Below are 25,482 nucleotides of genomic sequence, written 5' to 3' on the forward strand. Positions count from 1 at the left end.
CCGTGTCTTTATTAAAATCAAAGGTGGATGGGGATGTAGAGCTAGCAGCATCCAGAGGCTGGAATAACTTGGCTAGGGTTTCCGGGCTGAGTCGATCCGTTGTCTCCACAATTGCTGTTACGTTCGGCCCAAACCTTATCTTATCTAGGAGCTGAAGGCGATGGGACAAAACCCGTTTTCCGTTGACGAATAGGCCATTGGTGCTGGGCCTGGATCCCGGACTGCCATCGAATACCATGTAGCTGTACTGCAGGGATCCCTGTGCAGTTGGCCCTGAACCTGGGATGCGGATGAGGGAAGCGTGTTTCCGAGAGACGCAGGGATCGTAAAGGCGAATATGATTGTCTTTAGACCGTCCCACTGAGTAATAGATACTATCCAGAACAACCCCCCTCTGCCCCAATCGATCCCTGAAGATCAAGACCCAGTGAACAGGGACAGGCTGAGTACTGCAGCGAGCAGAAGAGGCCATGATGAATCAAGCTGCACCTAGAGTCGCTGGTGTCAACAAAAGGGAAACTCAATAAAGGTGGGTAGTCACTTAGCTCTTAAAGGCCAAAGCAGCAGCTGCTTTCCCCATTATAAGTAGCCATCCCCCTGAGTCCAAAAGCCCAAGTTCAGCTAGGAGTAGGGGTGTTGCCGAAACAGAAACCGGCCCAGAAAACCCATTCTTATTGGTCTAAGATGCATCCAGAGTTACCCCGTTTTGGGGAAGAACCCTGAGAGCTCAACTCTCGGCAGGCTGGCGAGCAGTCTAGCATGCCCAAAGTCTTTTAGACTAGAGCGCAGGGAGGTAGGTTGCAGGTTTGGCTTGGACAGGAGATCATAGAGTTTCGTCGAAACCCAAAGCTCCCATTGACAGCGTGACGGTGGAACACAAGCACATTCAGTTAGACAGTCGGCCCGCTGGCCTGAGTACAGCCACCGGTACCATCAAAGCCCAGTTGGACTTGCTACTGCTGGGGTTGGAGTCCCTGAGCGGAGAAAGTTCCGAAGCGGTTCTGGCCGCAGCCAAAGCCCTCAACTTGGAAGAGCAGATTGGCGACCGGGTGACCCTCTGGCGACTGCGCAATGCTAACCCCTTGCGCCGCAGCAGCGGTGGGCGCAAAAAGGTGGATATCGAAGAGGCCCGCGCCCTGGTGATGGTGATTGCCTATCTGGCTGCTCAGCAACAAGCCCGTATCCGCAGCACCTTGGAGCAACTGGAAGCCGCTGTCGATCAAGAGCTCAGCCCCTTCCGTCAACCGCTGGTGGGGGATTACTTGGATGAATTTCTCTCCCACTACCGCAGCCGCATGGTGGATGGGGACGTGCGCGATGAGAATAGCCTCACCGAGCTGGCCCTGCGCATCTTGATTGAGCTGATGTTCTACAGTAGCCCGAAAGGCGCTCAGCGCCTGTGGAAAGCCTTGCTCAGCCGTCCTGAGATGGATTTGCCTGCCGGCAGCGATCTGGAAGAAGAGGGGGTAGCCCACAGCTCCGGCCCCGATACCTCACCCTCTTCTTGAGGCAGTTTTGTCAATTATCGCCTCTGTAGCCCTCTACCCGTGTTGTTCGCCCGCAGTTGCCATGCCCAACCTTACCCTGGTTAGCCACACCTATCAACAGCCCACTTCTACGCTGACTGTACGGGGAGAAGCCCCTGCCGATTCCAATTCTTCAGACTCCTCTGCAACGCCGCCGCTGCAAGCCATCCAGCGCAGCTTCGAGTGTCAGTTGGAAATCCGCCAGGGGGAGACAGTCAAAACTTTACACGGCGATAACGTTTGGCTCAACGATTTGATCACCGTAATCGACCGCTACGTGGGATCCCACTTGAGTGGGGAACCCAAGGGAACCTTCAGCGGTACCGTGGCCATCCGTCCGCTTGATTTTATTTTTCATCGCCTCACGGTGCGCCAAGGGGAAGATCGCATCGCGCAGGTGGATTTGTCGATGACGCAGTTGTACGACCTGCTGGAGAACCTCTCCCAGGTGGCGGATGACATTCCCCAACTGGCCAATCTGGGAACTCCGGTGACGCGGGCTTGGTATCGACAGCCCACTGGGATCGCGGCCCTGCTGGTGGGCGGGATCGCAGTTGTGGCCGGTGTTGGGATCTGGGCCAGTCGCCCCCCTAGGGATCCCACAGTTTCCCCTTCCCCGCAAGAGCAGCTCACCACCCCTGCCTTGTCGGATCAGTCACAGCCTTTGGCCACATCCCCTCAAGAATCTGACCCAACAGCGGGAAGAGAGGCAGCAGGGGCGGATCCCCTTTCCCGTCTGCGAGACATTTTGGCAGAGCAGTGGCAGTCTCCCCCCGATTGGCCAGAGAGCTTGGTCTACCGGGTAACGGTGGATAGGACGGGATCCCCCCTGGCCGCCGAGCCGGAGAATGAGCTTGCCCGAGAGCGCCGAGCCGAAACCCCATTTGCCGACCTGCCGGAGCTACCGCCGGATCCCTTGCCAACAGGCGCACAACAGTTCCGCGTCAGCCTAGAGCCGGGCAACCAGGTGGAAGTGACTCAGGACAGGTAGGCATCTTGACAGGCCAAGCTAGGGTGGCTCTGTACTGTGGTCTACCCAGAGACATTGTTTCTGGAGCTTTCAGAGGATTATAGTTGTTTCAGGTTAGGGTGAGACGCCTGGGCTACTGAGGAAAGCTTTCTGGTTCCGTGCATTATTGCTCTGCAACGCTGACGCGACGACGCGGCCAGCGTTTTAGGTGTTGGGTGCATTGTCCCAGTTTGAATCGAAATAACCCTACTTTCAGGGCCGGGGGATTAGAGGAAGCGATCTGACCCTGGAGGATTAAGCCGGAAAGAGAGAGACCATCCAGTTCAGACAGCCAAGGCTGCCGCCAATGCCGAGGCGCAAAGGCTCTACTGATCGCATCTGAAGGGTTTAATCGGCTTCAGACAGCTAGGGCAATGAGGACAAGAGGATAAAGTGGAAGAGTTCCCTCTATATCGGATCGCTGCCATTCTATGACTGCAACCATCGAAGTGCCCCAGCGCGGCTTACCTGTCACCATCATCACAGGCTTTTTGGGCAGTGGAAAAACCACCCTTCTCAACCACATCCTCAACAACCGGAAAGGGATGCGCACAGCGGTGCTGGTCAACGAATTCGGCGAGATCAGCATCGATGCGGAGCTGATCGTCTCCAGCGAAGAAGACTTGGTGGAGTTGAACAACGGCTGCATCTGCTGCACCATCCGGGACGACATCGCCGAAAGCGTGTTGCGGTTGATGGAACGTTCCGACAAGATCGACTACCTGGTGGTGGAGACCACGGGATTGGCGGATCCCTTGCCGGTGGCCCTCACCTTTTTGGGGCCAGAATTGCGAGATCTGACGCGGCTAGACTCGATTATCACCCTGGTAGATGCCACCAACTTTGCCCCCGATCTGTTCAACAGCAACGTGGCCTACAGCCAAATTGCCTATGGGGATGTGATTCTCCTCAACAAAATCGATTTGGTCGAGGAAGCCGAGATCGAGCGTCTGGAAAAACGCATCCGCGAGATCAAAGAAGATGCCCGCATTTTGCGCACCGTCAACAGCGCAGTTCCCCTGGAGCTAATCTTGGATACCGATTTGTTTCAGGCCAGTTCCTTGCCCCAAGAAGAAGCCCATGATCACGACAGTCACGACCACCATGACCATGAGCACGATCATGACCACTGCGAGCACCCTGACCATCACCACTCCCATCCCAGCCACATCGAGGCTGACGGCTTTAACTCCCTAGCCTTTGAGAGCGATCAGCCCTTCTCTTTGGATGCTTTCCAAAATTTTCTCAACGAGTTGCCCGATGCAGTCTTTCGTGCCAAAGGGGTGTTGTGGTTCGAGGAAAGCCCAGAGCGACATATCTTTCACCTCAGCGGTCGGCGCTATACCCTCAGCAGCGATGATTGGCCTCGCCAGCCCAAAAACCAGTTGGTGCTCATCGGTCAGCGGCTCGATACAGCCCAGCTGCGGAAAAAACTCCAAGCCTGTCTTGCCCGCCCGGCCACGTGGGGTCAAGGGTTTGGTCGCTGAATCAGGACTTGGCGGCAGTCCAGGCTAAAGAAAGTCGGGCTACATTCCAGCACCCTCGATCATAAACCCCTGAGGTGATGGCGCACCCTCCATGTCCGACATCTTCGTGATGATCCGCAACCAGGCCAACAACGCGCTCACCTCCATCGATGGGATCCCTTTTCTCAGTTTCCTGGAGCGAGAGGGGCAGTTGATTGCAGAAGAAACCATTGAGTTGATCTATGCAGACGCTGGATTTGATGACCTGCCGATTGGAGAATACACTGTGGGGGTACGGCATGAACGGGTGGAGCCCCCGAAAGCCACCTGCCCGGTCAGTATTGCCTCTGAGGACGAGGTTGTTTTGGTAACATTTGTTTACCTTGAGCCCGAGCGGGTTCTGCTGACTATTCACGTCTCTGTGGAGAAGAGGTTGTAGCCATGACTGTCAAGGTCATCCCATCGCGCTCGATCAAAGCCTTTCGCTATCGGGTGTTTTGTTTGGGACAGGATCTCTGGAATGCCCGGGATCCGATTAGCCGTGCCAACCTTGCTCTGCAACTGGCGGATGCCGCTACGACTTTGGCCCGAATGGAAGTCCAAGCCGCTCAGCCCTTCAGCTCAAGCCCTTCCTATTCCCTGCCGGAAGCTGGCCATAGGTAGCCATCGATCCAGCCGGGAATCGAGGCCAGACGCAAGGGATCCCGCCTACTCCCACTCGATGGTGCCAGGGGGCTTGGAAGTGATGTCGTAAACCACGCGGTTGATGCCGGGCACCTCGTTGACGATGCGGTTGGAAATGGTGGCCAAGAGGTCGTAGGGAACTCGCGCCCAATCGGCGGTCATACCGTCTTCGCTGGTAACCAGCCGCACCACCACCGGGCAGGCATAGGTGCGCTTATCCCCCATCACCCCCACCGACCGCACCTCTGGCAGCAGCACGGCAAAGGCTTGCCAAAGTTTGGGATAGTAGCCGGAGCGGTTGATCTCCTGCCGCACGATCATGTCCGCTTCTCGCAGGGTTTCCAGCCGTTCTTTGGTAACCTCGCCTACAATGCGGATGGCCAGCCCCGGCCCCGGAAAAGGATGGCGGCCCACAATCTCTTCCGGCAGACCCAAAGAGCGGGCCAGTTGCCGCACCTCGTCTTTGAAGAGCTTGCGCAAAGGCTCTACCAGCTTAAAGCGCAGATTTTCGGGCAGGCCGCCGACATTGTGATGGCTTTTGATCTTGACGGCAATGCGTTCTCCAGTAACCGGATCCACATGGGTATTGGCAGACTCGATCACGTCTGGGTAGAGAGTGCCTTGGGCTAAGTACTCAAAAGGACCCAGCCGCTGGGATTCTTCCTCAAACACGCGAATAAACTCTGCCCCAATTCGTTTGCGTTTTTCTTCGGGATCGGTAACCCCCTGCAACTGCCGGAGAAACCGCTCCTGGCCATCCACGTAGTGGACGGGAATGTGAAATTGCTCTTGGAAAAGGCGCAGCAGCCGCTGGGGCTCTTCCTTGCGCATAAACCCTTGGTCGATGAACACGCAGGTGAGCTGGTCGCCGATGGCCTTGTGCAGCAGAAAAGCCAAAGTAGAGCTGTCTACCCCCCCCGAGAGGGCCAACAGCACCTTCTTATTGCCCACACGGGCACGTACCTCTCGAATGGCTTCCTCCAGAAAAGCTGCCGTTGTCCAGGTGGGCTCGCAACCGCAGATGTGATAGACAAAGTTGCGGATGAGAAAGGCGCCAGCCTCTGAGTGGGCCACCTCCGGATGAAATTGCACCCCGTAGAGACGACGCCTTGGATCGGCAATGGCGGCACAGGGGGTGTTGTCGGTAGAGGCCAAGGTGTGAAAGCCCGGCGGCAGTTCGGTAACCGAATCCCCGTGGCTCATCCACATGATGCTGTTTTCCGGCAGGTTGGTGAGCAGGTCGGTGGGATCCAAAATGTGCAGAGCGGCACGGCCATATTCCCCCTTCTGGGCTGCCTCCACCTTGCCCCCCAACTGTTGCACCATGAGTTGCATGCCATAGCACACCCCCAGAACCGGGATCCCTAGGTTCCAAATCTCAGAGTCACACACCGGAGCGCCTGGCTCATACACCGAGTTGGGGCCCCCGGAGAGGATAATGCCCTGCGGTTGCAGTTGCCGCAGTTGCTCAGCAGTGGTGCGATAGGAAAGGATTTCCGAATAGACGTGGGTTTCGCGAATGCGGCGGGCAATCAGCTCAGAGTACTGGGATCCAAAATCGAGAATGACGATCATCTGGCGCTGCACTTCGAGGGGGGAAAGGCCGGAACTGGGAGGAGATGCAGAAGGGATCACAAAACCTGGCACAGTGCACAATAAAAAAGCCGGTCCAAGAGACTAGCTTGGCTATGGATACGATGGATACGAAAGAAACATTAAGGGCTCTTCCATGGTAACAGGGGTGGAGAGCTTGCACGCGGCTGCCTGCTCTAAAAAGCCTCTGTCAGGCTTGCCGAGAAAACAGCGCTTCTCGGAGGAGTCTCGCCGAAAAACCGCCTGATGAGCCCCTGAAAAAGCTGGCCACCGGCTGGGCATGACTCCCGCCAACAACGCAATACAGAAGCCAGATGACCTAGCAAAGTTAAGACTTATGATCGTGAAGGAGCGCTCCAGGCCGGTGGGGGTATTGGTAGGGATCCGCAGTGCCATTTTTTTATGTCGATTGTTGCCGAGTCCTTTCAAACCTATCTGCGCCGCCGCCGTCGTCTTCTAGCCCGCCGTCTCAAGCGACAGCAGGGCTGGGTCGTGGTTTTGGCTCTGCTGGCTTTGTACTTGCTCAGTTGGGATGCGCTGGGCGAAGATGGGTCACTATCGCACCTGTGGAGGGGACAACCCCTGTGGCTGGTGTTGATCCCGCTGTTGGGGGGAGGGCTGTACAGCTTGGGCGCCGGGGTGATCTGGATGCTGCGCCAGCGCTGGTCTGCCCAGCTGTTGGCCGAGATGATCAGCTTGCCCCATTTGACTTTGGCTGCCCTGATCTGGCTGGGGTTAGCCGTTTGGGGAGAGCACCTTTCGCCTTTCCTGTTGCGACAAAAAAACCAATTGTTGGCGGGCCTGTTGATCAGTTGGCTGTTGGCCCAGGGGTGGAGTTTTTTCCAGACAGGTTGGGTAGTAGAGGCTGGGCAACTGTGGGCCGACTATCTGCAGGAGCTGCGCGGTTCTGTATTACAGCCCTGCTACCAGCGCCTGGAAACCTGTCGTCTTTCGCTCCATCTTTACCACGCCATTTGGCAAGACCTGCAACTGGAAGAACTGGAGGCCCAGCACCTGATTCAACTGTTGTCTGAGTCGTTGCTGCCGCTGACCCTGCCGCTCAAGGTCTATGCTCAGCGGGTTCACCATTGCTGTCAGCAGTTGGCAGCCCTGCTGGCGCAAATGCAGGAGCGGGTAGAGCGGTTGGAGCAGGTGCTTTTGAATGTAGAGCTGGAGTTGGCCTCTCATCAGTTGCTTCAGGCTCAGCCGCAGCCGATTAACTTGCTGGCGGAAGATTGGGCCAGCTGTCAGGAGCTGGATTTGCAGGAGTTGGTTTGCTTAAACCAAGAGCTGCTGGGCACCGACCGTTCTTTGCAGGGCTTGACCCAAGAGCTGAAAGGCTGGGCCGACAGAGCCATCCCCGCTGGATTGAAACTGGGATCCCTGGGATGAAGAAGGCTGACGCTTCTTCCTCTGAGCCCCCACAGCTCAAGACGCTGTGGGAAAGCTGGCTGGCGGAGCTGGGTTGGCAGCCTTCTGAACAGCAGCAGCAACAACTGCAACAGCTCTATCCGCTGGTGATGGCCGGAAACCGAACCCAGAACCTGACCCGCATCACCGATCCCATCGACTTTTGGGAGAAACACCTGTGGGATTCGCTGCGGGGCCTACGCCTGCTGGGATCCTGGGAGGCAATCCAAGCTCAGCCCTGGCGGGGGATCGACATCGGCACCGGGGCAGGGTTTCCAGGGATCCCGGCCCAAATTGCCCTGCCCCAAACCCGCTTTACCCTGCTGGACAGCACCCAACGCAAGATTGCCTTTGTACAGGACACCTTGCAAAGGCTCTCCCTCACCCAAGCGCGGGCAGTGGCTCAGCGGGCCGAAATTTGGGGGCAAGACCCGCAGGAACGGGGCAGCTATGATATTGCTCTGGCCAGGGCCCTGGCCTCGGCGGAGACCTGCGCCGAGTATTGCCTGCCTCTGCTCAAAGTAGGGGGGCGTGCCATTCTCTATCGTGGCCATTGGACGGAGGCAGAAGCCCAAACGCTGGAGCGGGCCCTCAAGATCCTGGGCGGAAAACTGATCCATGTAGAAGCCTTCACCACACCCCGCAGCCGTGGGGTGCGCCACTGCCTACTGCTGGAGAAAGTAGCCCCCACGCCGCCTCCTTATCCCCGCTCTCCCGGCACTCCCAAACGCCAACCGTTGGGCCAAAGCAATCGCCCATGAAGGTTAGGATCCTGAGTTTCCATCTTGCTACAAAAGCTTCTCCCAATTCTCGGACAAAAAGCTGGAAGGATGGCTTTGCAAATGCCATTGGGAAGACTAAGATGTGGTTGGCATGAGGTTCGGATTGAGCGAATGGTTTAACCAGGTGAGCCTCCGAACTGAACGCTAAAGGGTAAGGTTCGGAGTTTGCTACACCATGACCATTTTTGTGGGTAATTTGTCCTTCAAGGCCAGCGAAGAAGACCTGCGACTTGTGTTCGCCGAATACGGCACCGTTAAGCAAATTAAGCTGCCGGTGGATCGGGAGACTGGCCGTAAGCGAGGTTTTGCCTTTGTGGAGCTGGAAAACGAAGCTGATGAGCAAAAGGCCATCGACGAGCTGGATGGCGCTACTTGGATGGGCCGGGATTTGAGGGTCAACAAGGCGTTGCCTCGGCAGGCCGGTGCAGGCGGCGGTCGGGATGGCCGCTCTTCCCGCTTTTGAGTTAACATGCATATACCCTTTCTCAGATGAGGTTTGAGCCAGGGATCCCGACCTGCGATCCCTGGTTTCTATCGCGTTCCTGAGAACACTCTGCCCAGAAAGGCCAGGCTAAACCAGGCGGAGGCCACCAGGACGATGGCCGGGCCGGAGGCCACATTGAGGTAGTAGCTGGCGTACATCCCCAGCAGGCTGGCGCTCACCCCAAATAGGGATCCCAGCAGCATCACCTGGTGCAATCGAGGCACCACCAGATAGGCGGTTGCCGCTGGCGTGATCAGCATGGCCAACACTAAGAGCACGCCCACTGCCTTCATGCTGGCCACCAACGTCAGGGAAGTGAGCACCATCAGCCCCCACCCCAGCCGCTCGGTGGGCAGGCCGGCTGCTTTGGCCCCCAAGGGATCGAAGCTGTAAAAGGTCAATTCCTTGAAGAAGAGGGCCACCAAACCCAACACCAAAAGGGTGATGCCCACCACTGTCAGCACATCGACAGCATTCACCCCCAGGAGGTTGCCGAAGAGGAAGTGGTTGAGATCGATGCGAGCCCGCCGCTGGATCAAAGTGATCAACAGGATCCCCAAGGCAAAAAAGGCCGAAAAGACGATCCCCATGGCTGCATCCGGCTTGAGGGGGCTGGCGGAGCGGATCCATTGAATTAAGAGGGCGCTGAGGAGACCGGCCACAAAGGCTCCCACAAACAGGTTGAGGCCCAGCATGTAGGCAATGGCCAGGCCCGGCAGCAGCGAATGGCTGATGGCATCCCCCAGGAGGGCCAAGCTTTGCACCAGCAGATAGCTGCCCACCACGGCACAGAGAATGCCGACGGCCACCGCCACCAGCAGAGCCCGCTGCATGAAGGCAAAACTCAAGGGATCCGCCAGGCTGTGCCAGAGCCATTCCATAACGTTGTTGACCTCAAACTCTCCCTAGGCAGCTGAGTCCAGCAGCAGGGCTCGGCCATAGGCCCGCTGCAACACCGCTGGCTGCAACACCTCCCGCGGGGATCCCTGGGCAATTAAGACACGGTTGAGGAGGAGCACTTCGTCGAAGTAGGCCCGGGCCTGCCCCAAATCGTGGTGCACCACCATCACGATGTGGCCGGCATCTGCCAGCTCCCGCAACACCTGGAACAAAATAGCTTCGCTGGGCTGGTCGATCCCGGCAAAGGGTTCGTCAAGGGCGTAGATCTCCGCTTCTTGCGCCAAGGCCCGCGCCAGGAACACCCGCTGCTGTTGTCCCCCCGACAGCTTTCCAATGGGGCGATCCCGGTAGGCCCCCATCCCCACCCGCTCCAGGGCTTGAGCAGCCCGCTGCTGCCCCTTTTTCCCGATGCGGCGAAACCAGCCAGCAGCTCTCACCTGCCCCATCAACACCACATCCCACACCGTGGCGGGAAACGACCAGTCGATGGCCGAGCGCTGGGGTACATAGGCCACTTGCTCTCCCCGCAGCGCTTGTCCGCCGTAGCGCACTTCCCCCCGTTCCAGCGGCACCAACCCCAACAGCCCCTTGAGGAAGGTGCTTTTGCCGGCCCCGTTGGGCCCGAGGATGCCCGTGATGCGCCCCGGCGCGATTTCAGCCTGGATCCCTTGCAGCACCCGCAGGCTGCCGTAACGCACCGTCAGATCCCGCACCACCAGGGATCCCCTGGCCGGGCGAAGAGGGAGAGGAGCAGATTGCTTTTTCATTTTGCTTTCATTTTCGAGTAAGTCCAGTGTACCCTAAAGGGGTACCTAAATCATGAAACGATAATGAAAAGTCCTGTCTTCCTTTGGGGGCGGCGCCGTTGGGTAGCGGCCTTCGGCTTGGCGATCAGCAGTTTTCTGGCCCTAGCCGGTTCGGGTTGGGCGCGTCCCCGCGTTGTGGCCACCACCACACTGATCGCCGATTGGGTGGAGCAGGTGGGCCAAGATCGCATCCAGCTCACCAGCCTGCTGCAGCCGGGGATGGATCCCCACATCTACGAGCCGGCACCGGCGGATGGGATGGCCCTAGAGCGGGCAGACTTGGTGTTTTACAACGGCTACAACCTGGAGCCGGGGTTGATGCGCCTCATCGAGGCCACAGCCCAACAGGCGCGGCGGGTTGCCTTGGCCGAGATCCTCGATCCCATCGTCACCAATGAGGAGGATGGGATCCCCACTCCCGACCCCCACGTGTGGGGCAATGTGGAAAACGTCATCCGCATGGTGGAGCGCATCGCCCAAGAGCTGGCGGAACAGGTGCCTGGCGAGGCGACCTTCTTCCAAACCAATGCTGCTGCCTATCGAGCAGAGCTGGAGGAGCTTCATGCCTGGATTGGGGAGCAAATTCAGACCATCCCCCCTCCCAACCGGGTTTTGGTGACCACTCACGATGCCTTTGCCTACTACACCCAAGCCTACGGCCTGAAAATGGGGGGATCCCTGCTGGGGATCAGCACCGAAGAACAGCCCAGCGCCCAGACAGTGGCCCGCTTAGTGGAGGAGATCCGCGCTCTGCGGGTGCCGGCTATCTTTGCTGAGACCACCCTCAACCCCGCTCTCCTCCAAACGGTGGCCACCGAAGCCGGGGTCAAGGTAGCCGAACAGAAACTGTACTCGGACTCTTTGGGGGAGCCAGGCAGCGGCGCCGAAACTTACGTTGCCATGATGCGCCACAACACCTGCACGATTGTGGTAGCCCTGGGCGGATCCCCTGAATGCTCTTGAGAAGCTGAGTCGAGGCAGGAGGTCTGAGTTTTGTATGATAGGGGCTCAGACCCTTGTTCTCTCACCTCTTCCATGCCTGCTGCCATCCATCGCCCGGCCCGCACCCTCTACTGTGGCGAAGTCCGCCCGGCCCACATTGGCCAGACCGTCACCCTCTACGGCTGGATCGACCGCCGCCGCGACCACGGGGGGGTGATCTTTCTGGATTTGCGGGATCGCTCTGGCATTGTGCAACTGGTGGCGGATCCGCAGAAAACTCCGCAGTCATATCCACTGGCGGGGGAAGTGCGCAACGAATATGTGGTGCGGGTAACGGGAACTGTCCAGCAACGGCCCCCCGACTCCTTCAACCCTCGCCTGGCCACCGGCGAGGTCGAGATCTACGCCGAACAGTTGGAAGTGCTCAGTCCAGTCGGCAAGCAGCTCCCCTTCAGCGTCTCGGGAGAAGAAGCAGAGGAAGTGCGAGAAGAGATCCGCCTGCGCTATCGCTACCTGGATTTGCGGCGGGAGCGCATGGCCCGTAACCTGCAACTGCGCCACCGGGTCATCCAGGCCATCCGCCGTTTCCTAGAAGACGAGGAGGGCTTTGTCGAGGTGGAGACTCCCATTCTCACCCGCTCCACCCCAGAAGGGGCCAGAGACTACCTGGTGCCCAGCCGCGTCAACCCCGGCGAGTGGTTTGCCCTGCCGCAGTCGCCCCAGCTCTTTAAGCAGCTGCTGATGGTGGCTGGCGTGGATCGCTACTACCAGATCGCCCGCTGCTTTCGGGATGAGGATCTGCGGGCGGATCGGCAGCCGGAGTTCACCCAGTTGGACATGGAGATGAGCTTCATGGATCAAGAAGGGATCCTGGAGCTCAACGAGCGACTGATCTGCCATATCTTCAAAACTGTCAAAGGGATCCACCTGCCCCGTCCCTTCCCGCGCCTGACCTATGCCGAGGCCATGGCCCGCTACGGCTCCGACAAGCCTGACACCCGCTTTGGGATGGAGTTGGTGGATGTTTCGGAGGTGTTTCAGGGATCCCGATTCAAAGTCTTCGCCAAAGTGCTGGCTGAGGGCGGTTTGATCAAAATCCTGCCAGTGCCCGGCGGCGATGAAAAGATCTCCAACACCCGCATCAAACCAGGCGGGGATCTGTTCAAGCTGGTCACCCAGTATGGGGCGGGCGGCTTGGCCTTTATCCGGGTGCGGCCCGACAGCCTCGATACCATCGGCGCCCTGAAAGAGAGCTTGAGCCCCGAGCAGGAGAAGCGGTTGCTGGATCTCACCCAGGCCAAGCCAGGGGATCTGTTGCTGTTTGGGGCAGGGCCGGCGGCAGTGGTGAACGAGTCTTTGGGCCGGCTGCGGCTGCACCTGGGCCAGGAGCTGGGTTTGATCCCAGAGAACGCCTTGAATCTCCTCTGGATCACCGACTTTCCCATGTTTGAGTTCAACGCCGAAGAAAATCGCCTGGAAGCCCTGCACCACCCCTTTACCGCCCCCCACCCCGACGACTTGGCCGACCTGAAAACGGCGCGGGCCCAGGCTTATGACCTGGTGTGGAACGGCGTGGAAGTAGGAGGGGGATCCCTGCGGATTTACCAGCGGGAAATTCAGGAGCAGGTTTTTCAAGCGATTGGCCTCACCCCCGAACAGGCGCGGGACAAGTTTGGCTTTTTGTTGGAAGCCTTTGAGTATGGCACCCCGCCCCACGGCGGCATTGCCTACGGCCTGGATCGGCTGGTGATGTTGCTGGCCGGGGAAGATTCCATCCGGGATGTCATCGCCTTTCCCAAAACCCAGCAGGCGCGATGTTTGCTCACCGGCGCTCCTTCCAGCGTTGAGGCGAAGCAGCTCAAGGAACTGCACGTGGCTTCCACCTATCAGCCCGGTTGAGGGAGGTATCTTCCAACGACCACGGGTGCTCGATGATTTCGGCACGGGTAACAGGGCTGCGGAGATCCAGCAGACAATATTCCTTTTCAACCAAAAGGACTTTCATTGTGGAAGCCGGGCCTTTTTAACGGGAGTTCAGGAGTGCCTGGGATCCCTTCTCCCAGCCCCAGCTCCCACCTGTGGGAGGATAGAAAGGAATACACCCCTACTTTTTTTGCCATGCTACAGCTGACGGGAAAGAAAGCCTTGGTAACCGGCATTGCCAACGAGCGCTCCATTGCCTGGGGCATTGCTCAGCAACTGCACAAAGCGGGGGCCAGCCTAGGGGTTACCTATCTGCCGGACGAGCGGGATCGCTTCAAAACCAAAGTTCAGCAACTCACGGATCCCTTGCAGCCAGATTTTCTCCTCCCCTGCGACGTGCAAAGCGATCAGCAGATCAGCGATCTGTTTCAGGGGGTAACCGAAAAATGGGGTCAGGTCGATATTCTGGTTCACTGCCTGGCCTATGTCAAAAAAGAGGAGCTGAGCGGCAACTTCAGCGATATCTCGCGGGAGGGGTTTGCCCTGGCCATGGATGTGAGCACCTACTCCCTGATTGCCCTCTGCCGGGCTGCCAAGCCCCTACTGAGATCCGGCAGCAGTGTCCTCACCTTGACCTACTTGGGAGGAGTGCGAGTGGTGCCCAACTACAACATGGCTGCCGTCACCAAAGCGGGCCTGGAAACCTGTGTCCGCTACCTGGCTGCCGAGCTGGGCCCTGCCGGGATCCGGGTGAACGCCATTTCTGCCGGCCCAATCCGCACCTTGGCCTCATCGGCCATTTCCGATTTTCATGCCATGCTGCATGCTGTGGAGGAGAAAGCTCCCCTACGGCGCAATGTCACTCAAATAGAGGTGGGCAATGTGGCGGCTTTTCTGGCCAGCGACCTGGCCAGCGGCATTACCGGCCAGGTGATCTACGTGGATAGTGGGTATAGCATCCTGGGTTTTTAAGCGCTTTGGGATCCCTTGGGGATGGCTCCGGCATGAATCGCTTCTCACCCTTGCAGCGGTTGCTGCTCACCTGGATCTTGATCGTCATCAGCGGCTGGCTGGCCATACAGGTGGGTCGGCTGTTTGGGCATTTGCTCACCACCATCCTGACAGCGGCGGTGCTGGCCTTTTTGCTCAACTACCCGGTGCAGGTGCTGCGGCGCTATCGGGTCAGTCGAGGTTTGGCGGTCACCCTGGTCTTTGCTCTCTCGGTGGTGCTGCTGGTCTTGGTGGGGATCGCCGTGGTGCCGGTCTTGGCCAAGCAAGTGGTGCAGCTGGGGGCGCGGATCCCAGAGTGGGTGGACACCTTACAAAATTGGCTCGACCAGATTAGCCTTTGGGCCGCCGAGCGCAACATCAACCTTGGCCAGACGGAGCTGGTCAATACCCTTCTCAACCGCCTGCAGGCCAGCGCCGAGAAAATTGCCGGCCAATCCCTGGATCTCCTTCTGGGTACGTTCAACCAGGTGATCGACTTGGTGCTGGTGCTGGTGTTGGCCCTCTACATGCTGCTCTACGGGGGCCAGTTCTGGCAGGGGTTGCTCAGCCTCTTCCCCAAACCTTGGGGGCCGCGCATTGGCGAAGCCCTAGCCCTCAGCTTTCAGAACTTCCTCATCAGCCAGTTGGTGTTGGGGTTCATCATGGCCCTGATGCTGGTGCCGGTTTTTGGGTTTTTGCGGGTACCTTTCGGGCTCCTGTTTGGCCTGCTGATCGGCCTGCTGGAGGTCATCCCCCTGGTGGGGGGGGTGATTGGCATTGGGGCGGCGGCGGTGTTGCTGGCCTTTCAGGACATTTGGCTCAGCCTTAAAGTGGTGCTGGTTTCCCTGATCGTGCAGCAGGTGAAGGATCGGGTCATCGCCCCCCGCCTGATGGGAGAGCTGATCGGGCTAAATCCAGTGTGGATCTTGATTGCCCTGTTGGTGGGGGCGCAACTGGGGGGCATCCTGGGCGTGATCGTCGCCATTCCCCTCAGCAGTGTGGTGAAAAGCCTTTACGAGATCGCCCGCTCTGCCGACCTGGCCGCCGAAGATGGGTTGGGTTCCGGTGTAAAAGGATCCCCGCAAGGGCTCCGTCCGAGTAGCGCCAACGGCGAACCCCGCCGGGATCCTACCCTGCCCAAGCCGGAGACCCAGCAGATCTAGCTGCTCCAAAAGGAAAGAGGCTCTGCCCATGCGATTCAGGCGATCGCGTTAACCGGCAGGCAAACAGAGGCTCAATCCTGGTAAGCCCAGTTGCTGGGCTATCGATGGCCACCCTTGTCCTCAGGGAGAGGGGCTGGGGGTGAGGGCCTCATCCTAGCGAATTTTGCCCTCGATAAAGGGCACCTCCAGCACTTTTTCGTGGTGGATAGGGCCGTGGCCGAAGTAGCCTCCCTCCCCAAACAGTTCGCCGTGATCGGCTGTAACCGTGATGTAGGTGTTTTTGGGAACCAGGTCGAACAGCTGTTCAAAGATCCCATCCAGGTAGCGCACCGCCTGGATCTGTCGCTGCCGTAGCTCTTCCAACTGGGCCGAATCGAAAAAGGGGATCCCGTCCTCTTCTCCTTCATCCAGCCGCTTCAACACCCCATTCACCCCCGAGATGCGGGGCCACAAGCTGGGATCCTCATCGGGCAGCGCGTAGGGATAGTGAGTTTCGCCCACGTTTAACAGGTAAAAGCTGGGGCGATCCGGCTCGAAGCGCAACTGTTCCACCATGGCCGCCATATCGTTGTGCTGGGGCATGAGGCGGTAGGAATCGAAATCCCGATTCAGCAGCGTGCTGGGGTTGAGCACCGGCATGGAGACCATGGCGTGGGTGGTGTAGCCCAGTTGATGCTTCAGCAGCGTCGGCAAATAGAGATGAGGCAGCAGATGCTTGAACTCAATGGGTTGCCGGGTGCCGAGCCGCTCGTTGTAGCGCAGATAATCTTGCTTGTAGTGCTCGGACGCAAAAACGTGGATGGGGCTGGTGTGGGGCAGCAGGCCCATGAGCAGGTTGTAATGGGCAGGGGCCGTCCAGGAAGCGTAGCTCCAGCGCTTTTCCAGAGGGCCCAACTTCAGCAAGTGCTTGGGGTTGGCCGCCAGCAGGCTGTCGAAGCGGCAACTGTCTAGGACGATGAGCAGATAGTTGTTCTGTCCCCGCGGTTCAGGGCGGGGATCGGGCTCAGACGCAGGAGCGGCAGACGATTTCCACCAGTTTAGGAATCCCATCCTTCCTCCTCCTCGTCGGCGTAGGGCCGCTGGACAATCCGCCAGTTGGGAGCTGCTGCCGCATCGTCGTCCTCAGGAGCGGGATCGCGAATGCGTTCCGGCGGGATATTGGAATAGGAATAGCGGCCTGCTTGGGGATCCGGCTCGTACTCCGGCAGATCTTGGGGCAAATAGTGGTCGGGGGGAATCAGCTGGGCTTCCAAAAAGCGAACTCGGTCGCTCAACTGAGTTAACTTACGGATTGCCTGTCGCTGGAACACCCGGTCGTGCAATCGCCAGGAGCCTACATACAAAAATCCCAGCCCCATCCCTGCCCCATAAGAGGCCAATAGCACCAACGATAGAGGAAGCGGGGATCCCGATTGCCCACCCACCACAACCCTTGCCGGGGATCCCCAGTTTTGGATGAGGAGAACGAGCAGGCTCAAGATCCACAAGCCCAGGAGTATGAAGCGAAGGTTTCTGATCGCGTTAGCGGGACGAAATTCTTGCATGGCCTCAACCCTACCCTTTATTAGGCTACCATTCTTCCCTTTCTCCACTGGCCTGGCAGCAAAGACGCTGGAAGCTCAAGCGGAGTTGTTCTCAACAGCCATTAGCCCTCTCCCTAAGGCGCGCTTCAGGGAGACCCCGGGGCGGAAAAAGTCGTTTCTAGCCGCCTGTATCTCTCCTCCAGGAGAAGGACTTGGACTGTTGAAGCTCGCTGCAGGAGCAGGTTTGCGGGTATGGGCGGTACAAGATTCGAACTTGTGACCCCTTCCGTGTGAAGGAAGTGCGCTACCACTGTGCTAACCGCCCGCAGATACCACTCTAGCAGCTATCGACTAGAGCAGGATCTCTATATTACCACGTCAGCGATTGAGCCAGAGGATTCGGATCGGCATGGGAGATGGCTAGAGATAGCCGGGATCCGGCCTGAGGGCTACAGTAAGGGTCAGGGAGCTGTGGGGTGCTATGGCCTACTCACCGACCGAAGAGGCAATTGCTCTGCTCATTGATTTGGCAGAACGAGGCGAGATCGATCCCTGGGATGTGCAGGTCATCGAGGTTATCGATCGCTTTCTGGCCCGTATGGCTCCCACCAGCAGCAGCCATGACCTGTCTGAGTCGGGACAAGCCCTGCTCCACGCTGCCATGTTGGTCTATCTCAAGGCGATGGCTTTGGCAGAACCAGAAGCAGAAGAAAGTGAGCCCAGCCCGGTGGAGGTAGAAGTGGATCCCTGGCCAAGCTGGTCTTTGGCGCACTTGGATCGCGTGTTGCAACCCAGGGCAGCACCCCGTCTTCAACGTACCCGGCCCATCACCCTCAAAGAACTCATCGCCCACCTGCAAGAGCTGGAAACCCTGCTGGAACACCAGCCCGAAGCTGCCCCAAAGCCGCTGGCCCAACGGATTTCTCGCCAGCAAGCGCTGTCGGCCATCACTCAGCTAGCCCACCCGGAAAACCTTTTGGAAACCACCGCCGAGCTAGAATCTCTGCTGGCTCAGCTTTGGCAGCAGGGTCTGACCCAGATCAGCTTTGTCGATCTCCAGCAACACTTTTGCCAAAAAAGCTATCAAAACGGCAGCAGCGGGACCATTCACCCCATTCAAGTCTTCTGGTCATTGCTGCTAATGGCTGCCCGCTCTCAGGTGGAGCTGTGCCAAGAGGAGTTCTACGGCCCACTGACCATCCGACCCTGCACAACTGAGGGCCTGGCAAAGTAGATCCCGCCCTTGGGATCCCCTTCATCTGCCAAGGTGAACTCTAGAGAACTTTTCTGGCCGTGGCCGGGCCATCCACCTCTAGGCTTCTGAGCTGGCGTCTGAACCTGAGGATGTCAAGCGCTCTTCTGCGCCGCTCTGGCAAACGGAGAACTCAATCCGTGCCTTCAGCATCGTGCCGGGCACGATCCGCCCGTTTGAGATCTTCCCCACTGGAGCGCACCGGCAGCTCGGCAGGAGCCTCCCGATCCAGGTAGTAATCCTCCACGAGGCGCTCGCTGCTGGGATGATCTTCTCCTTCGGTAGGCAACAGTGGCGGATGCAGCAATTCAGCCGGAGGGCAGTCTTCTGAGGTGAGCAAATCTGACGTGCTGAGCATCCCCTTGGGAATGGTGGAAAGGCGCTGAGCAACAGCTCCAATGCTTTCCAGGCGAATCATCTCCTCCCAGGAGCAGATCTCCTCCTCATCTTCTGTCTCGTAGCGAACTAGGATGGTGTCCCCTTCGATATCGAGGATCTTGGCCCGTTCCAGCCAGCGTCCCTGATCCCGCAGATAGATCCACACATCCTTGCCTTCGCGGCTGAGTTGATAGATCCTACGATGAAGCACGGTCCCCTCCTGAAGTGAAAGATCCGAGTGAGTTGTGGGGGCTACCCAGCTCATCCCTCCATCTTAGCGGCTGGACACCGAGGCTGTATGCCTTTCCCGAGGCCAGACAGAGTCTCTTTAGGTTGGGTCGGTTTCGGCCAGAGAGACCCCTTCCATCGCCAAGGCTGTCTCCGCTTCTTCTGCCTGCACATCCCGCAGAAAGGATTCCAGAGAGGCATGGGCTTCCGCCTCCAGTTCTGCTCCGCCAAGGGTTATGCTCTCTTCCGGCAGCCAGCCCAAAAACGGCAGGGGCAAGAGGGTAGAAAGGTTGGTCAGGATCAGCAGCAGCCCCAGCCGGCTGAAATCGGTCTCCGTTACCCCCAGCCCATGCATCAGCAGGGATCCCAGCTCTTGGGAGAGAAACCCCGCCAAATTAAAGGCCGACATCAGCAGGGCAAAGAGGGTGGCCTCGATCCCAGGGGGGCAGAGGCGGGCGGCCAAGACCAACACCGGCATAAAGGCAATCTGTCCTGCCACCGTCAGCACCAGGCTGTCCCCCAAGCTAAACCAATGATCGTCGATGCCCCAATCCCGGTTGAGGTGATAGACCAAGATAAGGCTGGTCAGGCCCAACGCCGCCGAGATCACCGTCATCCAGCCGAACAGGGGCCGCAGTGGGAGCCGCCGCAGGTACACTTGGAAGATCCCTACCCCCAGCAAACTGGCGATGCTGGTAACCAAGCGCACCTGACCCAAAAATTCCGGCCCAAAGCCGAGATCGTTGGTGACAAAGTAAAAAAGAGCCGCATCGGCGCTGGGAGTGGCCTGCCAAACGAACACAAACAGCACCGGCAGCAAAATGCTGGGTTGCCGCAGCGCCCGCCACACCTGCCCCACCTGTTGTTGCAAGGGATCCCAGCCCTGGGACAACGCCACCGGTTGATCGGCAATAACCCAAGCTGCCAGAGCGATGAACAACGGCAAAAAGGCCGTCAGCCCAAACACCACCTGCGGCGGATAATGGGCCAAGAGCGCTCCTCCCAAATAGGCGGTGAGCAGGGATCCCAAGGCCGTTGCTCCCCAAGTTAAAGATTGCAGCGTGCCCGTCCCCGCCCAGTCACTGCCGTGTACCCGCTCCACCACCAGCGAATCTACGATTACATCCCCTACCGCCACCGCCAGGGATCCCAAAACCATCCACAGGGTGGCCAGACCAGCCGTCGGTGCCCACAGGGCCATCCCCAGCCAAGCCCCACACCCCAGAAGCCCTGACAACAAGAGGTAGGGACGACGCCGATAGCCCGCCACCGGTACGGTATCCGACAGCAGGCCGTAGAGGGGTTTGAGGATCCAGGGGCTCATGGCAACGCCCATCAACGCCGCCACCTGAGACGGGCTGAGGCCCAAGCTATCCTTCAGGTAAAAGCTGGTGGCCAGCCGTGCCAGCCCCACCGCCCCCTGCACAAAGTACACCAAGAGGATTCCGAACAATTCCGGCGTCCAGTGGATATCCCGCAGCGGGGTCAGGGTGGATTGGTGCAGCCGTTGCAGCAGAGGATGAATCATGAGCGGTCGCAGTGTAGCGAGATGTTAGTTGGTGCGGTGTTGCCTTGGCAACAGCAAAACCATAAGAATCTTAACAGTCTCTTCACCTTAACCTGTCCAACTGGCTTCCGGCTCCGACCTCCTTGGACGGGTTGCGCTTCCCAGCGCTCTTTCTGCTCAACCCAGCCGAGCTACAAAATCTACAAAATAATGAGGTCGAAATGAGGTCGAAAGCTGATCCCCGGGTGCTATGCCATCCAGCCAAGGGCGGGGATCCCAAGAAGTCCAGCATGCTTTCGTCCCATGTTGACCGGCCCAACCCCACCTCGGCGGCACCTGAACCCGCAACTGCAGCAGCAGGCAGGGCAGTAGAGACGGGAGACAAAGGCATTCCGAAGCTATGATGAACAGGGATGGCTCTGAGTTTCTACCTACATCTTTAACTGGGTCTGTTTTCAGGCTGTGCTGACTGCTTCTTCTGCCGGTTCTGCGGCTGAGGCCATTGCTCCTTTTGCTCCCCAAGTCTGGAGCTGGCGCGGACATGCCATTCGCTACGTGGTGCAGGGATCCGGATCCCCCCTGGTTTTGGTGCATGGATTCGGGGCTTCCATCGGCCATTGGCGGCACAACATCCCCGTGCTGGCTGCGGCAGGATACCGGGTCTATGCCCTGGATTTGCTCGGGTTTGGCGGCTCGGCCAAGCCTGCTCTCCCCTACACCTTGGATCTCTGGGCGGAGTTGCTGGTGGATTTTTGGCAGCAGCACATTCAGCAGCCTGCTGTGTTTATCGGCAATTCCATTGGTGCCTTGCTCAGCTTGATCATGGCCGCCCGGCATCCCCAGTTAACGGCAGGAGCAGTGTTGCTCAACTGCGCCGGGGGGTTGAACCATCGCTCCCATGAGCTCAGCCCGATTTTCCGCCTTTTCATGAGTGTTTTCACCGCTCTGGTGGCCTCTCCGGTGACGGGGCCATTTTTGTTTGATCGGGTGCGGCAGCGGCAGCGTATCCGCGCAACTCTCAAGCAGGTGTACCGCAACCCCGCCGCCATTACCGATGAGCTGGTGGAGATTCTGTATGCCCCTTCCTGTGATGTGGGCGCTCAGCAGGTGTTTGCCTCGATTCTTACCGCTCCCCCCGGCCCGACTCCCGAAGCCCTATTGCCTCAGGTGCGCTGCCCGCTGTTGGTGCTCTGGGGAGAAGGGGATCCCTGGACACCCATTCAACGGGGCCGCGGCTTTCAAAACCATGTGCAAGGGATCGACTACCAGTTCTTGCCCATTCCCAATACAGGCCATTGCCCCCACGACGAGCGCCCAGAGGTGGTCAACCCTCTGATTTTGAGCTGGCTGCCCAGAGCCTTTGCGGCAGTCTAGCCTTTTTTAGAGGTTCCTTTGCTGGAGAGGCCCAACCAGCTCCGCATCTTAGCCACCCAAACTTGAAGGGGTGAAGGCTGGGGACGGATCGCCACCTGGATCGGCTCGTCTTGGAAGTCCTTGTCCTTGAGGCGAAACCCAAACTCCAGGTCATCTTTCACCTTGCCGAGACGGGGAAACAGCCTGACGGCTGCTTTTTTGAGTTCTTCCTCGTTTTGGAAAATGGCTTGGTGAATGGCGCTGGAACGTCCCACTGCCAGGGATCCCACCGGCAGCCAAGGGTTGGGCTGGCCAGGCGCGGGCTGGCGACGGCGGGCAAAGATGTTGAACTCCGGCATCCCCTTGGCTTTCAGCTCGTCGTACCGTTGGGCGGCTTCCTTGCGCTTGGCAGTGTTGGAGCTGGCCGGTTTTTTCTCAGGCTTGGATTTGCGAAAACCCTTAGACTGACTCATACTTGGGCTGACGAGAGGGGGGATTTTTGCAGCTTAGCGCAGATCGGATCCCCTTCTCTGCTGGGGATCCCTTGTCCTCATTGTCCGTAGCCGGCGTGCTATACTTGTTGAGCTTCGGCGGGCGGTTAAAGGGGCCTGTCAGTCGGGATGTAGCGCAGCTTGGTAGCGCACTTCGTTCGGGACGAAGGGGTCGCAGGTTCGAATCCTGTCATCCCGATGGCTTTAAAGTTCACTGAGCTCTCAACTTAATCTTGGGGGTTTAATTTTGGGGGTGTAGGTGACGCAGCCAGGCATTGACGTTGACCCGAATTCGCTGCCCAACCTGTAAGAGGCGGTGCAGGTTTTCGGCAGAAATGTCTCGGCAGTCTTCTTGGGGCCAAGCTGGGCAACGCGGGCCAATTTGACGCTCCAGCGCTGTCAGATAGAGCTCTTGCAGGCGATCCAAGTTGATGGGCAGGCGCAGGTCTGCAGCCAATTGCAGCCATTCTTCCAGGTTGTAGAGCTGTTCGCCGAAGGTCTCCGGCTCAAAAGCGTGGGCAAGGTGCCACATCCCCCGCTGTAGGAGCCGATCCAGAACCCGGGCTGCCTCTTCCCGCCGCAACTGACACCCCAACTGCTCGGCCTCGCGCACAATTGCCCGCAATTCCAGCAGGTGATCCCGCTTGCCCTCTTCCATTTCCATCGCCCGCAAACTGGTCAACAGGCGTTGGTTGAGGGTGATCTGAGCGGCAGCCAACAACTCTTCCGGGATCGGCAGGCCGTCGGCCCGAAAGGCCATCAAGACCCCGTAATTGTCCAGGTAGGTTTGGCGGTAGAGCTGGGCCAGGCGGTCTAGGGTATCTTGAGTGAGCCAGCGCATCATCTGCTGCCGATCTTCGTCGTCGAGGGCGTTTAAGTCGAAGGTTTCCGGCCCAAATAGGTCTTGCAGGGTCAGGATCATCTGTATCCGACTGTGGGATCCGGCCAGCAGCCGCGCTTTTATCTGCTCGTAGATGCGCCGCCCGGCAAACGGCTTGACGCCACATTGAAAGTCCCAGCCGCCGAGATGGAGCATGGCGTAGATCAGGTCGTGCTCTTCGCGGGTGGTGGGAAAGGAGAGCTTCACCCGCCCGATGGCCAGCGTCGATCCTCCTATCGTCAGGCGCTCTTGATCCACTTGATCCAGCACATATCCTTGGGAACGGGGGATCCCGTTAAACAGGGAAAACATGGCGTGCTGAGCCACCAGCCGTTGCGGGCTGATCAAGCTGGGGCGCACCAAGGCGCAATAGACCCCCTTGCCGTCTCTGTAGAGGTCGAGGTTGCTGGGGGCCTTGCTCAGGCGCTGCAAAAACTCCTCTTCTAGGTTGACATCCGCCACTGCTGCTGCCAACTGGATAGCCCGTGCCGCGTAACGCAGGATCTGCACCCCTTCAGGACGGGATAGCTCCTCGAAAAACCAGCCACAACTGGTGAACATCAACTGGCTGTAGCGCTGCATCTCCAACAGGCGCAGCACTTGCACCCGATCTTCGGCGGTGAGGCGGTGGCTTTGGTGCTCCTGCAAAAAGGCATCACAGCGCTCCCGATCCAAAATCACCTCGATGTAACGATCCCGCGCCAGCCAGGGATCCCGCAGGTAGGCTCTGGCCTCCGTCTCGTAGATCTCGGCCAGCTGATCCCGCAGCCAGTTGAGGGCCTCCCGCAGCGGTTGCCGCCAGCGTTGGTGCCACCCTCCCACCGCTCCGCAGCCACAGTCTCGCGACCACCGTCCTACCCCGTGGGCGCAGCTCCAGGCGGTGACCGGTTTCAGTTGCACCTCCCAAGTGGGGGGATGTTGGCTGAGAAAATGGCTGTAGTTGCCCACCTGCCAGCCCCGGCGGGGAAATTCCTCGCAAAAGGCATAGGCCAGTGTGCGTTCTACACCCCGCTTGTGGTGGCCAAAAGTCTCGCCATCGGTGGCACAGTTGATCAGATAGGCTTCCCCCTCTTTGTCCGGGCGCAGAGCGGAACGGATCCGCTCCGCCAGCGAATAAGTACTGTAAACGATATCCCCAAAGCCCAAGTCACGGGAAATGGGGCCATCGAAAAAGAAAATATCCAAGTACCCCTCCCGGTCGGGGGTAAAGCAGCGGTAGGGCCGGCGGGGATCGATCTGGCCTTGGCTAACGTCGATCCACTCGGTTTGTCCCAAGGGGCGAATGCGCTGCGCTTGGCTGGGGGCCAAAATGACGAAGCGGATCCCACATTCGACCAAGGCCGTGACCGTTGCTGCATCAATGGCGGTTTCGGCCAGCCACATCCCCTGGGGATGGCGCCCAAAGCGGTGTTGAAAATCGGCAATTCCCCAGCGGATCTGGGTGTACTTGTCTCGCTCGTTGGCCAGGGGCAGGATGACGTGGTTGTAGACTTGGGCGATGGCATTGCCATGACCCTCCAGCCGCTCAGCGCTGAGACGGTCGCCGGCCAAAATGCGTTGGTAAACTTCAATGTCATGCTCCTCTAGCCAAGAGAGGAGAGTAGGGCCGAAGTTAAAGCTCAAGAATTCATAGTTGTTGACAATGCGCACCACCCGTCCTTGGTCGTCCAGAACGCGGGCAAAGGCGTTGGGGCGGTAACATTCCGCCCAAATGCGCTCGTTCCAGTCGTGAAAGGGGCTGGCGCTCGGCTGTCGCTGAATGCGGTTGAGGCAGGGATCCTCCCGAGGCGGCTGATAAAAATGGCCGTGCAACACCACGTACGGCCGCGCAGAGGAAAGCTCAGCAGCACCTGCCGGAGAAGGAGCCGCTTGCATCGGCGGGTCGGAGACCAAATCGCTGTGCCCTGACTGTGCCGCTGGCCTATCGGAATTTTTGGAGCCACTCGGCATCATGAGATTACACTCCTTTTAGAGGCCTCCAACTGGGTTACAGGGGAAGGCAATGTTAACTTAAGTTCATATCCATACGTTACAGCGATCCCCGATCTGCAACGGTGAATGTAAAGGATTCAGTTGGAAATTTGACAGGGAACAAACATCGGTCAGTAATCTTTGCGTTTTCCTCACAACAGAAGGGATCCAGCCGGGATCCCTTCCTGAACGGGTCTCAGTCTCTGCCCAGTTGGATCCCC

Annotated in this window: 23 protein-coding genes, 2 tRNA genes and 1 pseudogene; 15 read left to right on the forward strand and 11 right to left on the reverse strand. The window is 58.6% G+C overall.

Translation table 11 applies throughout. The annotated features are described in order from the left end of the window. On the reverse strand, positions 1 to 472 hold a 472-nt coding region (locus tag NW838_RS15885; RefSeq protein WP_414428375.1), incomplete at its 3' end, for an FHA domain-containing protein. Between the two features lie 391 nt (positions 473 to 863). Here NW838_RS15885 and NW838_RS15890 point away from each other — a divergent pair. From NW838_RS15890 to NW838_RS15910, 5 genes are all read left to right on the forward strand, one after another. Further along, positions 864 to 1,508, forward strand: a complete 645-nt coding sequence (locus NW838_RS15890; protein ID WP_414428376.1) for a DUF3038 domain-containing protein — start codon at positions 864 to 866, stop codon at positions 1,506 to 1,508. A gap of 61 nt (positions 1,509 to 1,569) precedes the next feature. Further along, positions 1,570 to 2,517, forward strand: coding sequence for a DUF4335 domain-containing protein (locus tag NW838_RS15895; RefSeq protein WP_414428377.1), 948 nt, complete (start codon positions 1,570 to 1,572; stop codon positions 2,515 to 2,517). A gap of 449 nt (positions 2,518 to 2,966) precedes the next feature. Further along, positions 2,967 to 4,022: a CobW family GTP-binding protein gene (locus NW838_RS15900; RefSeq protein ID WP_414428378.1), complete on the forward strand. Its 1,056-nt coding sequence runs from the start codon at positions 2,967 to 2,969 to the stop codon at positions 4,020 to 4,022. 91 nt (positions 4,023 to 4,113) lie between these two features. Then, positions 4,114 to 4,440, forward strand: a complete 327-nt coding sequence (locus tag NW838_RS15905; protein WP_238376924.1) for a hypothetical protein — start codon at positions 4,114 to 4,116, stop codon at positions 4,438 to 4,440. A gap of 2 nt (positions 4,441 to 4,442) precedes the next feature. Next, positions 4,443 to 4,664, forward strand: coding sequence for a hypothetical protein (locus NW838_RS15910; RefSeq protein ID WP_011432797.1), 222 nt, complete (start codon positions 4,443 to 4,445; stop codon positions 4,662 to 4,664). 45 nt (positions 4,665 to 4,709) lie between these two features. Here the strand turns inward: NW838_RS15910 and guaA are convergent, their stop codons facing one another. After that, entirely contained in the window at positions 4,710 to 6,260 is a 1,551-nt protein-coding gene (gene guaA / locus NW838_RS15915) for a glutamine-hydrolyzing GMP synthase (protein WP_414357339.1), read from the reverse strand. Between the two features lie 420 nt (positions 6,261 to 6,680). Between guaA and NW838_RS15920 the strand changes: the two genes are divergently transcribed. The 3 genes from NW838_RS15920 (at position 6,681) to NW838_RS15930 (ending at position 8,933) form a co-directional block, all read left to right on the forward strand. Beyond that, positions 6,681 to 7,670, forward strand: a complete 990-nt coding sequence (locus NW838_RS15920) for a hypothetical protein (RefSeq protein WP_414341740.1) — start codon at positions 6,681 to 6,683, stop codon at positions 7,668 to 7,670. Continuing rightward, complete coding sequence (rsmG, locus tag NW838_RS15925; RefSeq protein ID WP_414428379.1) at positions 7,667 to 8,449, forward strand: 16S rRNA (guanine(527)-N(7))-methyltransferase RsmG; 783 nt, start codon at positions 7,667 to 7,669, stop codon at positions 8,447 to 8,449. The genes NW838_RS15920 and rsmG overlap by 4 nt, the downstream gene beginning before the upstream one ends. 196 nt (positions 8,450 to 8,645) lie before the next feature. Further along, a complete protein-coding gene (locus NW838_RS15930) occupies positions 8,646 to 8,933 on the forward strand; it encodes an RNA recognition motif domain-containing protein (protein ID WP_414357328.1) in 288 nt (95 codons plus the stop codon). A 68-nt stretch (positions 8,934 to 9,001) separates the two neighbouring features. Here the strand turns inward: NW838_RS15930 and NW838_RS15935 are convergent, their stop codons facing one another. Both NW838_RS15935 and NW838_RS15940 read right to left on the reverse strand, forming a co-directional pair. After that, on the reverse strand, positions 9,002 to 9,835 hold the full coding sequence (locus tag NW838_RS15935) for a metal ABC transporter permease (protein ID WP_011432792.1): 834 nt from the start codon (positions 9,833 to 9,835) through the stop codon (positions 9,002 to 9,004). A gap of 24 nt (positions 9,836 to 9,859) precedes the next feature. Continuing rightward, the gene (locus tag NW838_RS15940; protein ID WP_414428380.1) at positions 9,860 to 10,621 is read right to left on the reverse strand and encodes a metal ABC transporter ATP-binding protein; all 762 of its coding nucleotides are present in this window, start codon (positions 10,619 to 10,621) and stop codon (positions 9,860 to 9,862) included. 63 nt (positions 10,622 to 10,684) lie between these two features. Between NW838_RS15940 and NW838_RS15945 the strand changes: the two genes are divergently transcribed. The 4 genes from NW838_RS15945 (at position 10,685) to NW838_RS15960 (ending at position 15,678) form a co-directional block, all read left to right on the forward strand. Then, entirely contained in the window at positions 10,685 to 11,623 is a 939-nt protein-coding gene (locus NW838_RS15945) for a metal ABC transporter solute-binding protein, Zn/Mn family (RefSeq protein ID WP_414357325.1), read from the forward strand. A gap of 72 nt (positions 11,624 to 11,695) precedes the next feature. Beyond that, a complete protein-coding gene (aspS, locus tag NW838_RS15950) occupies positions 11,696 to 13,501 on the forward strand; it encodes an aspartate--tRNA ligase (protein WP_414357323.1) in 1,806 nt (601 codons plus the stop codon). 219 nt (positions 13,502 to 13,720) lie between these two features. Beyond that, positions 13,721 to 14,497 (forward strand): enoyl-ACP reductase FabI, encoded by a 777-nt coding sequence (fabI, locus tag NW838_RS15955; protein ID WP_011432788.1) that lies wholly within the window; start codon positions 13,721 to 13,723, stop codon positions 14,495 to 14,497. Positions 14,498 to 14,529: 32 nt separating this feature from the next. Further along, entirely contained in the window at positions 14,530 to 15,678 is a 1,149-nt protein-coding gene (locus NW838_RS15960; protein WP_414341734.1) for an AI-2E family transporter, read from the forward strand. Between the two features lie 153 nt (positions 15,679 to 15,831). Here the strand turns inward: NW838_RS15960 and NW838_RS15965 are convergent, their stop codons facing one another. The 3 genes from NW838_RS15965 to NW838_RS15975 form a co-directional block, all read right to left on the reverse strand. Then, entirely contained in the window at positions 15,832 to 16,728 is an 897-nt protein-coding gene (locus NW838_RS15965) for a sulfatase-like hydrolase/transferase (RefSeq protein ID WP_011432786.1), read from the reverse strand. Next, positions 16,716 to 17,156: a hypothetical protein gene (locus NW838_RS15970; protein ID WP_238376922.1), complete on the reverse strand. Its 441-nt coding sequence runs from the start codon at positions 17,154 to 17,156 to the stop codon at positions 16,716 to 16,718. The genes NW838_RS15965 and NW838_RS15970 overlap by 13 nt, the downstream gene beginning before the upstream one ends. 298 nt (positions 17,157 to 17,454) lie before the next feature. Then, positions 17,455 to 17,526: transfer RNA gene (locus tag NW838_RS15975), tRNA-Val, on the reverse strand. 156 nt (positions 17,527 to 17,682) lie between these two features. On the opposite strand from NW838_RS15975, the gene NW838_RS15980 reads away from it, so the two are divergent. After that, a complete protein-coding gene (locus NW838_RS15980; RefSeq protein ID WP_414349871.1) occupies positions 17,683 to 18,435 on the forward strand; it encodes a segregation/condensation protein A in 753 nt (250 codons plus the stop codon). A 316-nt stretch (positions 18,436 to 18,751) separates the two neighbouring features. Here the strand turns inward: NW838_RS15980 and NW838_RS15985 are convergent. Together NW838_RS15985 and NW838_RS15990 are read right to left on the reverse strand one after the other, a co-directional pair. Next, positions 18,752 to 19,042: pseudogene (locus tag NW838_RS15985) on the reverse strand (DUF6679 family protein); the annotation flags it as partial. 117 nt (positions 19,043 to 19,159) lie between these two features. Then, a complete protein-coding gene (locus NW838_RS15990) occupies positions 19,160 to 20,587 on the reverse strand; it encodes a folate/biopterin family MFS transporter (RefSeq protein ID WP_414357319.1) in 1,428 nt (475 codons plus the stop codon). Between the two features lie 441 nt (positions 20,588 to 21,028). Here NW838_RS15990 and NW838_RS15995 point away from each other — a divergent pair, with 441 nt between their 5' ends. Further along, complete coding sequence (locus NW838_RS15995) at positions 21,029 to 21,940, forward strand: alpha/beta fold hydrolase (RefSeq protein ID WP_414428381.1); 912 nt, start codon at positions 21,029 to 21,031, stop codon at positions 21,938 to 21,940. On the opposite strand, the gene NW838_RS16000 is transcribed toward NW838_RS15995, so the two are convergent. Beyond that, positions 21,937 to 22,392: an HHL1-like protein gene (locus NW838_RS16000; RefSeq protein ID WP_414428382.1), complete on the reverse strand. Its 456-nt coding sequence runs from the start codon at positions 22,390 to 22,392 to the stop codon at positions 21,937 to 21,939. The genes NW838_RS15995 and NW838_RS16000 overlap by 4 nt on opposite strands. Before the next feature lie 143 nt (positions 22,393 to 22,535). On the opposite strand from NW838_RS16000, the gene NW838_RS16005 reads away from it, so the two are divergent. Continuing rightward, positions 22,536 to 22,609: transfer RNA gene (locus tag NW838_RS16005), tRNA-Pro, on the forward strand. 42 nt (positions 22,610 to 22,651) lie between these two features. On the opposite strand, the gene NW838_RS16010 is transcribed toward NW838_RS16005, so the two are convergent. Continuing rightward, complete coding sequence (locus NW838_RS16010) at positions 22,652 to 25,243, reverse strand: DUF3536 domain-containing protein (RefSeq protein WP_414428383.1); 2,592 nt, start codon at positions 25,241 to 25,243, stop codon at positions 22,652 to 22,654. Positions 25,244 to 25,482 lie beyond the last annotated feature (239 nt).

This window comes from Synechococcus sp. R55.2 (assembly GCF_047462075.1).
In the GTDB taxonomy this organism is placed as follows: domain Bacteria; phylum Cyanobacteriota; class Cyanobacteriia; order Thermostichales; family Thermostichaceae; genus Thermostichus.

Coding starts and splice junctions, on each gene's coding strand:
- NW838_RS16010 (WP_414428383.1), bottom strand. CDS start 25,243: ATGATGCCGAGTGGCTCCAAAAATTCCGATAGGCCAGCGGCACAGTCA.
- NW838_RS15935 (WP_011432792.1), bottom strand. CDS start 9,835: ATGGAATGGCTCTGGCACAGCCTGGCGGATCCCTTGAGTTTTGCCTTC.
- guaA (WP_414357339.1), bottom strand. CDS start 6,260: ATGATCGTCATTCTCGATTTTGGATCCCAGTACTCTGAGCTGATTGCC.
- NW838_RS15945 (WP_414357325.1), top strand. CDS start 10,685: ATGAAAAGTCCTGTCTTCCTTTGGGGGCGGCGCCGTTGGGTAGCGGCC.
- rsmG (WP_414428379.1), top strand. CDS start 7,667: ATGAAGAAGGCTGACGCTTCTTCCTCTGAGCCCCCACAGCTCAAGACG.
- NW838_RS15900 (WP_414428378.1), top strand. CDS start 2,967: ATGACTGCAACCATCGAAGTGCCCCAGCGCGGCTTACCTGTCACCATC.
- aspS (WP_414357323.1), top strand. CDS start 11,696: ATGCCTGCTGCCATCCATCGCCCGGCCCGCACCCTCTACTGTGGCGAA.
- fabI (WP_011432788.1), top strand. CDS start 13,721: ATGCTACAGCTGACGGGAAAGAAAGCCTTGGTAACCGGCATTGCCAAC.
- NW838_RS15965 (WP_011432786.1), bottom strand. CDS start 16,728: ATGGGATTCCTAAACTGGTGGAAATCGTCTGCCGCTCCTGCGTCTGAG.
- NW838_RS15990 (WP_414357319.1), bottom strand. CDS start 20,587: ATGATTCATCCTCTGCTGCAACGGCTGCACCAATCCACCCTGACCCCG.
- NW838_RS15940 (WP_414428380.1), bottom strand. CDS start 10,621: ATGAAAAAGCAATCTGCTCCTCTCCCTCTTCGCCCGGCCAGGGGATCC.
- NW838_RS15895 (WP_414428377.1), top strand. CDS start 1,570: ATGCCCAACCTTACCCTGGTTAGCCACACCTATCAACAGCCCACTTCT.
- NW838_RS15960 (WP_414341734.1), top strand. CDS start 14,530: ATGAATCGCTTCTCACCCTTGCAGCGGTTGCTGCTCACCTGGATCTTG.
- NW838_RS15910 (WP_011432797.1), top strand. CDS start 4,443: ATGACTGTCAAGGTCATCCCATCGCGCTCGATCAAAGCCTTTCGCTAT.
- NW838_RS15930 (WP_414357328.1), top strand. CDS start 8,646: ATGACCATTTTTGTGGGTAATTTGTCCTTCAAGGCCAGCGAAGAAGAC.
- NW838_RS15920 (WP_414341740.1), top strand. CDS start 6,681: ATGTCGATTGTTGCCGAGTCCTTTCAAACCTATCTGCGCCGCCGCCGT.
- NW838_RS15980 (WP_414349871.1), top strand. CDS start 17,683: ATGGCCTACTCACCGACCGAAGAGGCAATTGCTCTGCTCATTGATTTG.
- NW838_RS15905 (WP_238376924.1), top strand. CDS start 4,114: ATGTCCGACATCTTCGTGATGATCCGCAACCAGGCCAACAACGCGCTC.
- NW838_RS16000 (WP_414428382.1), bottom strand. CDS start 22,392: ATGAGTCAGTCTAAGGGTTTTCGCAAATCCAAGCCTGAGAAAAAACCG.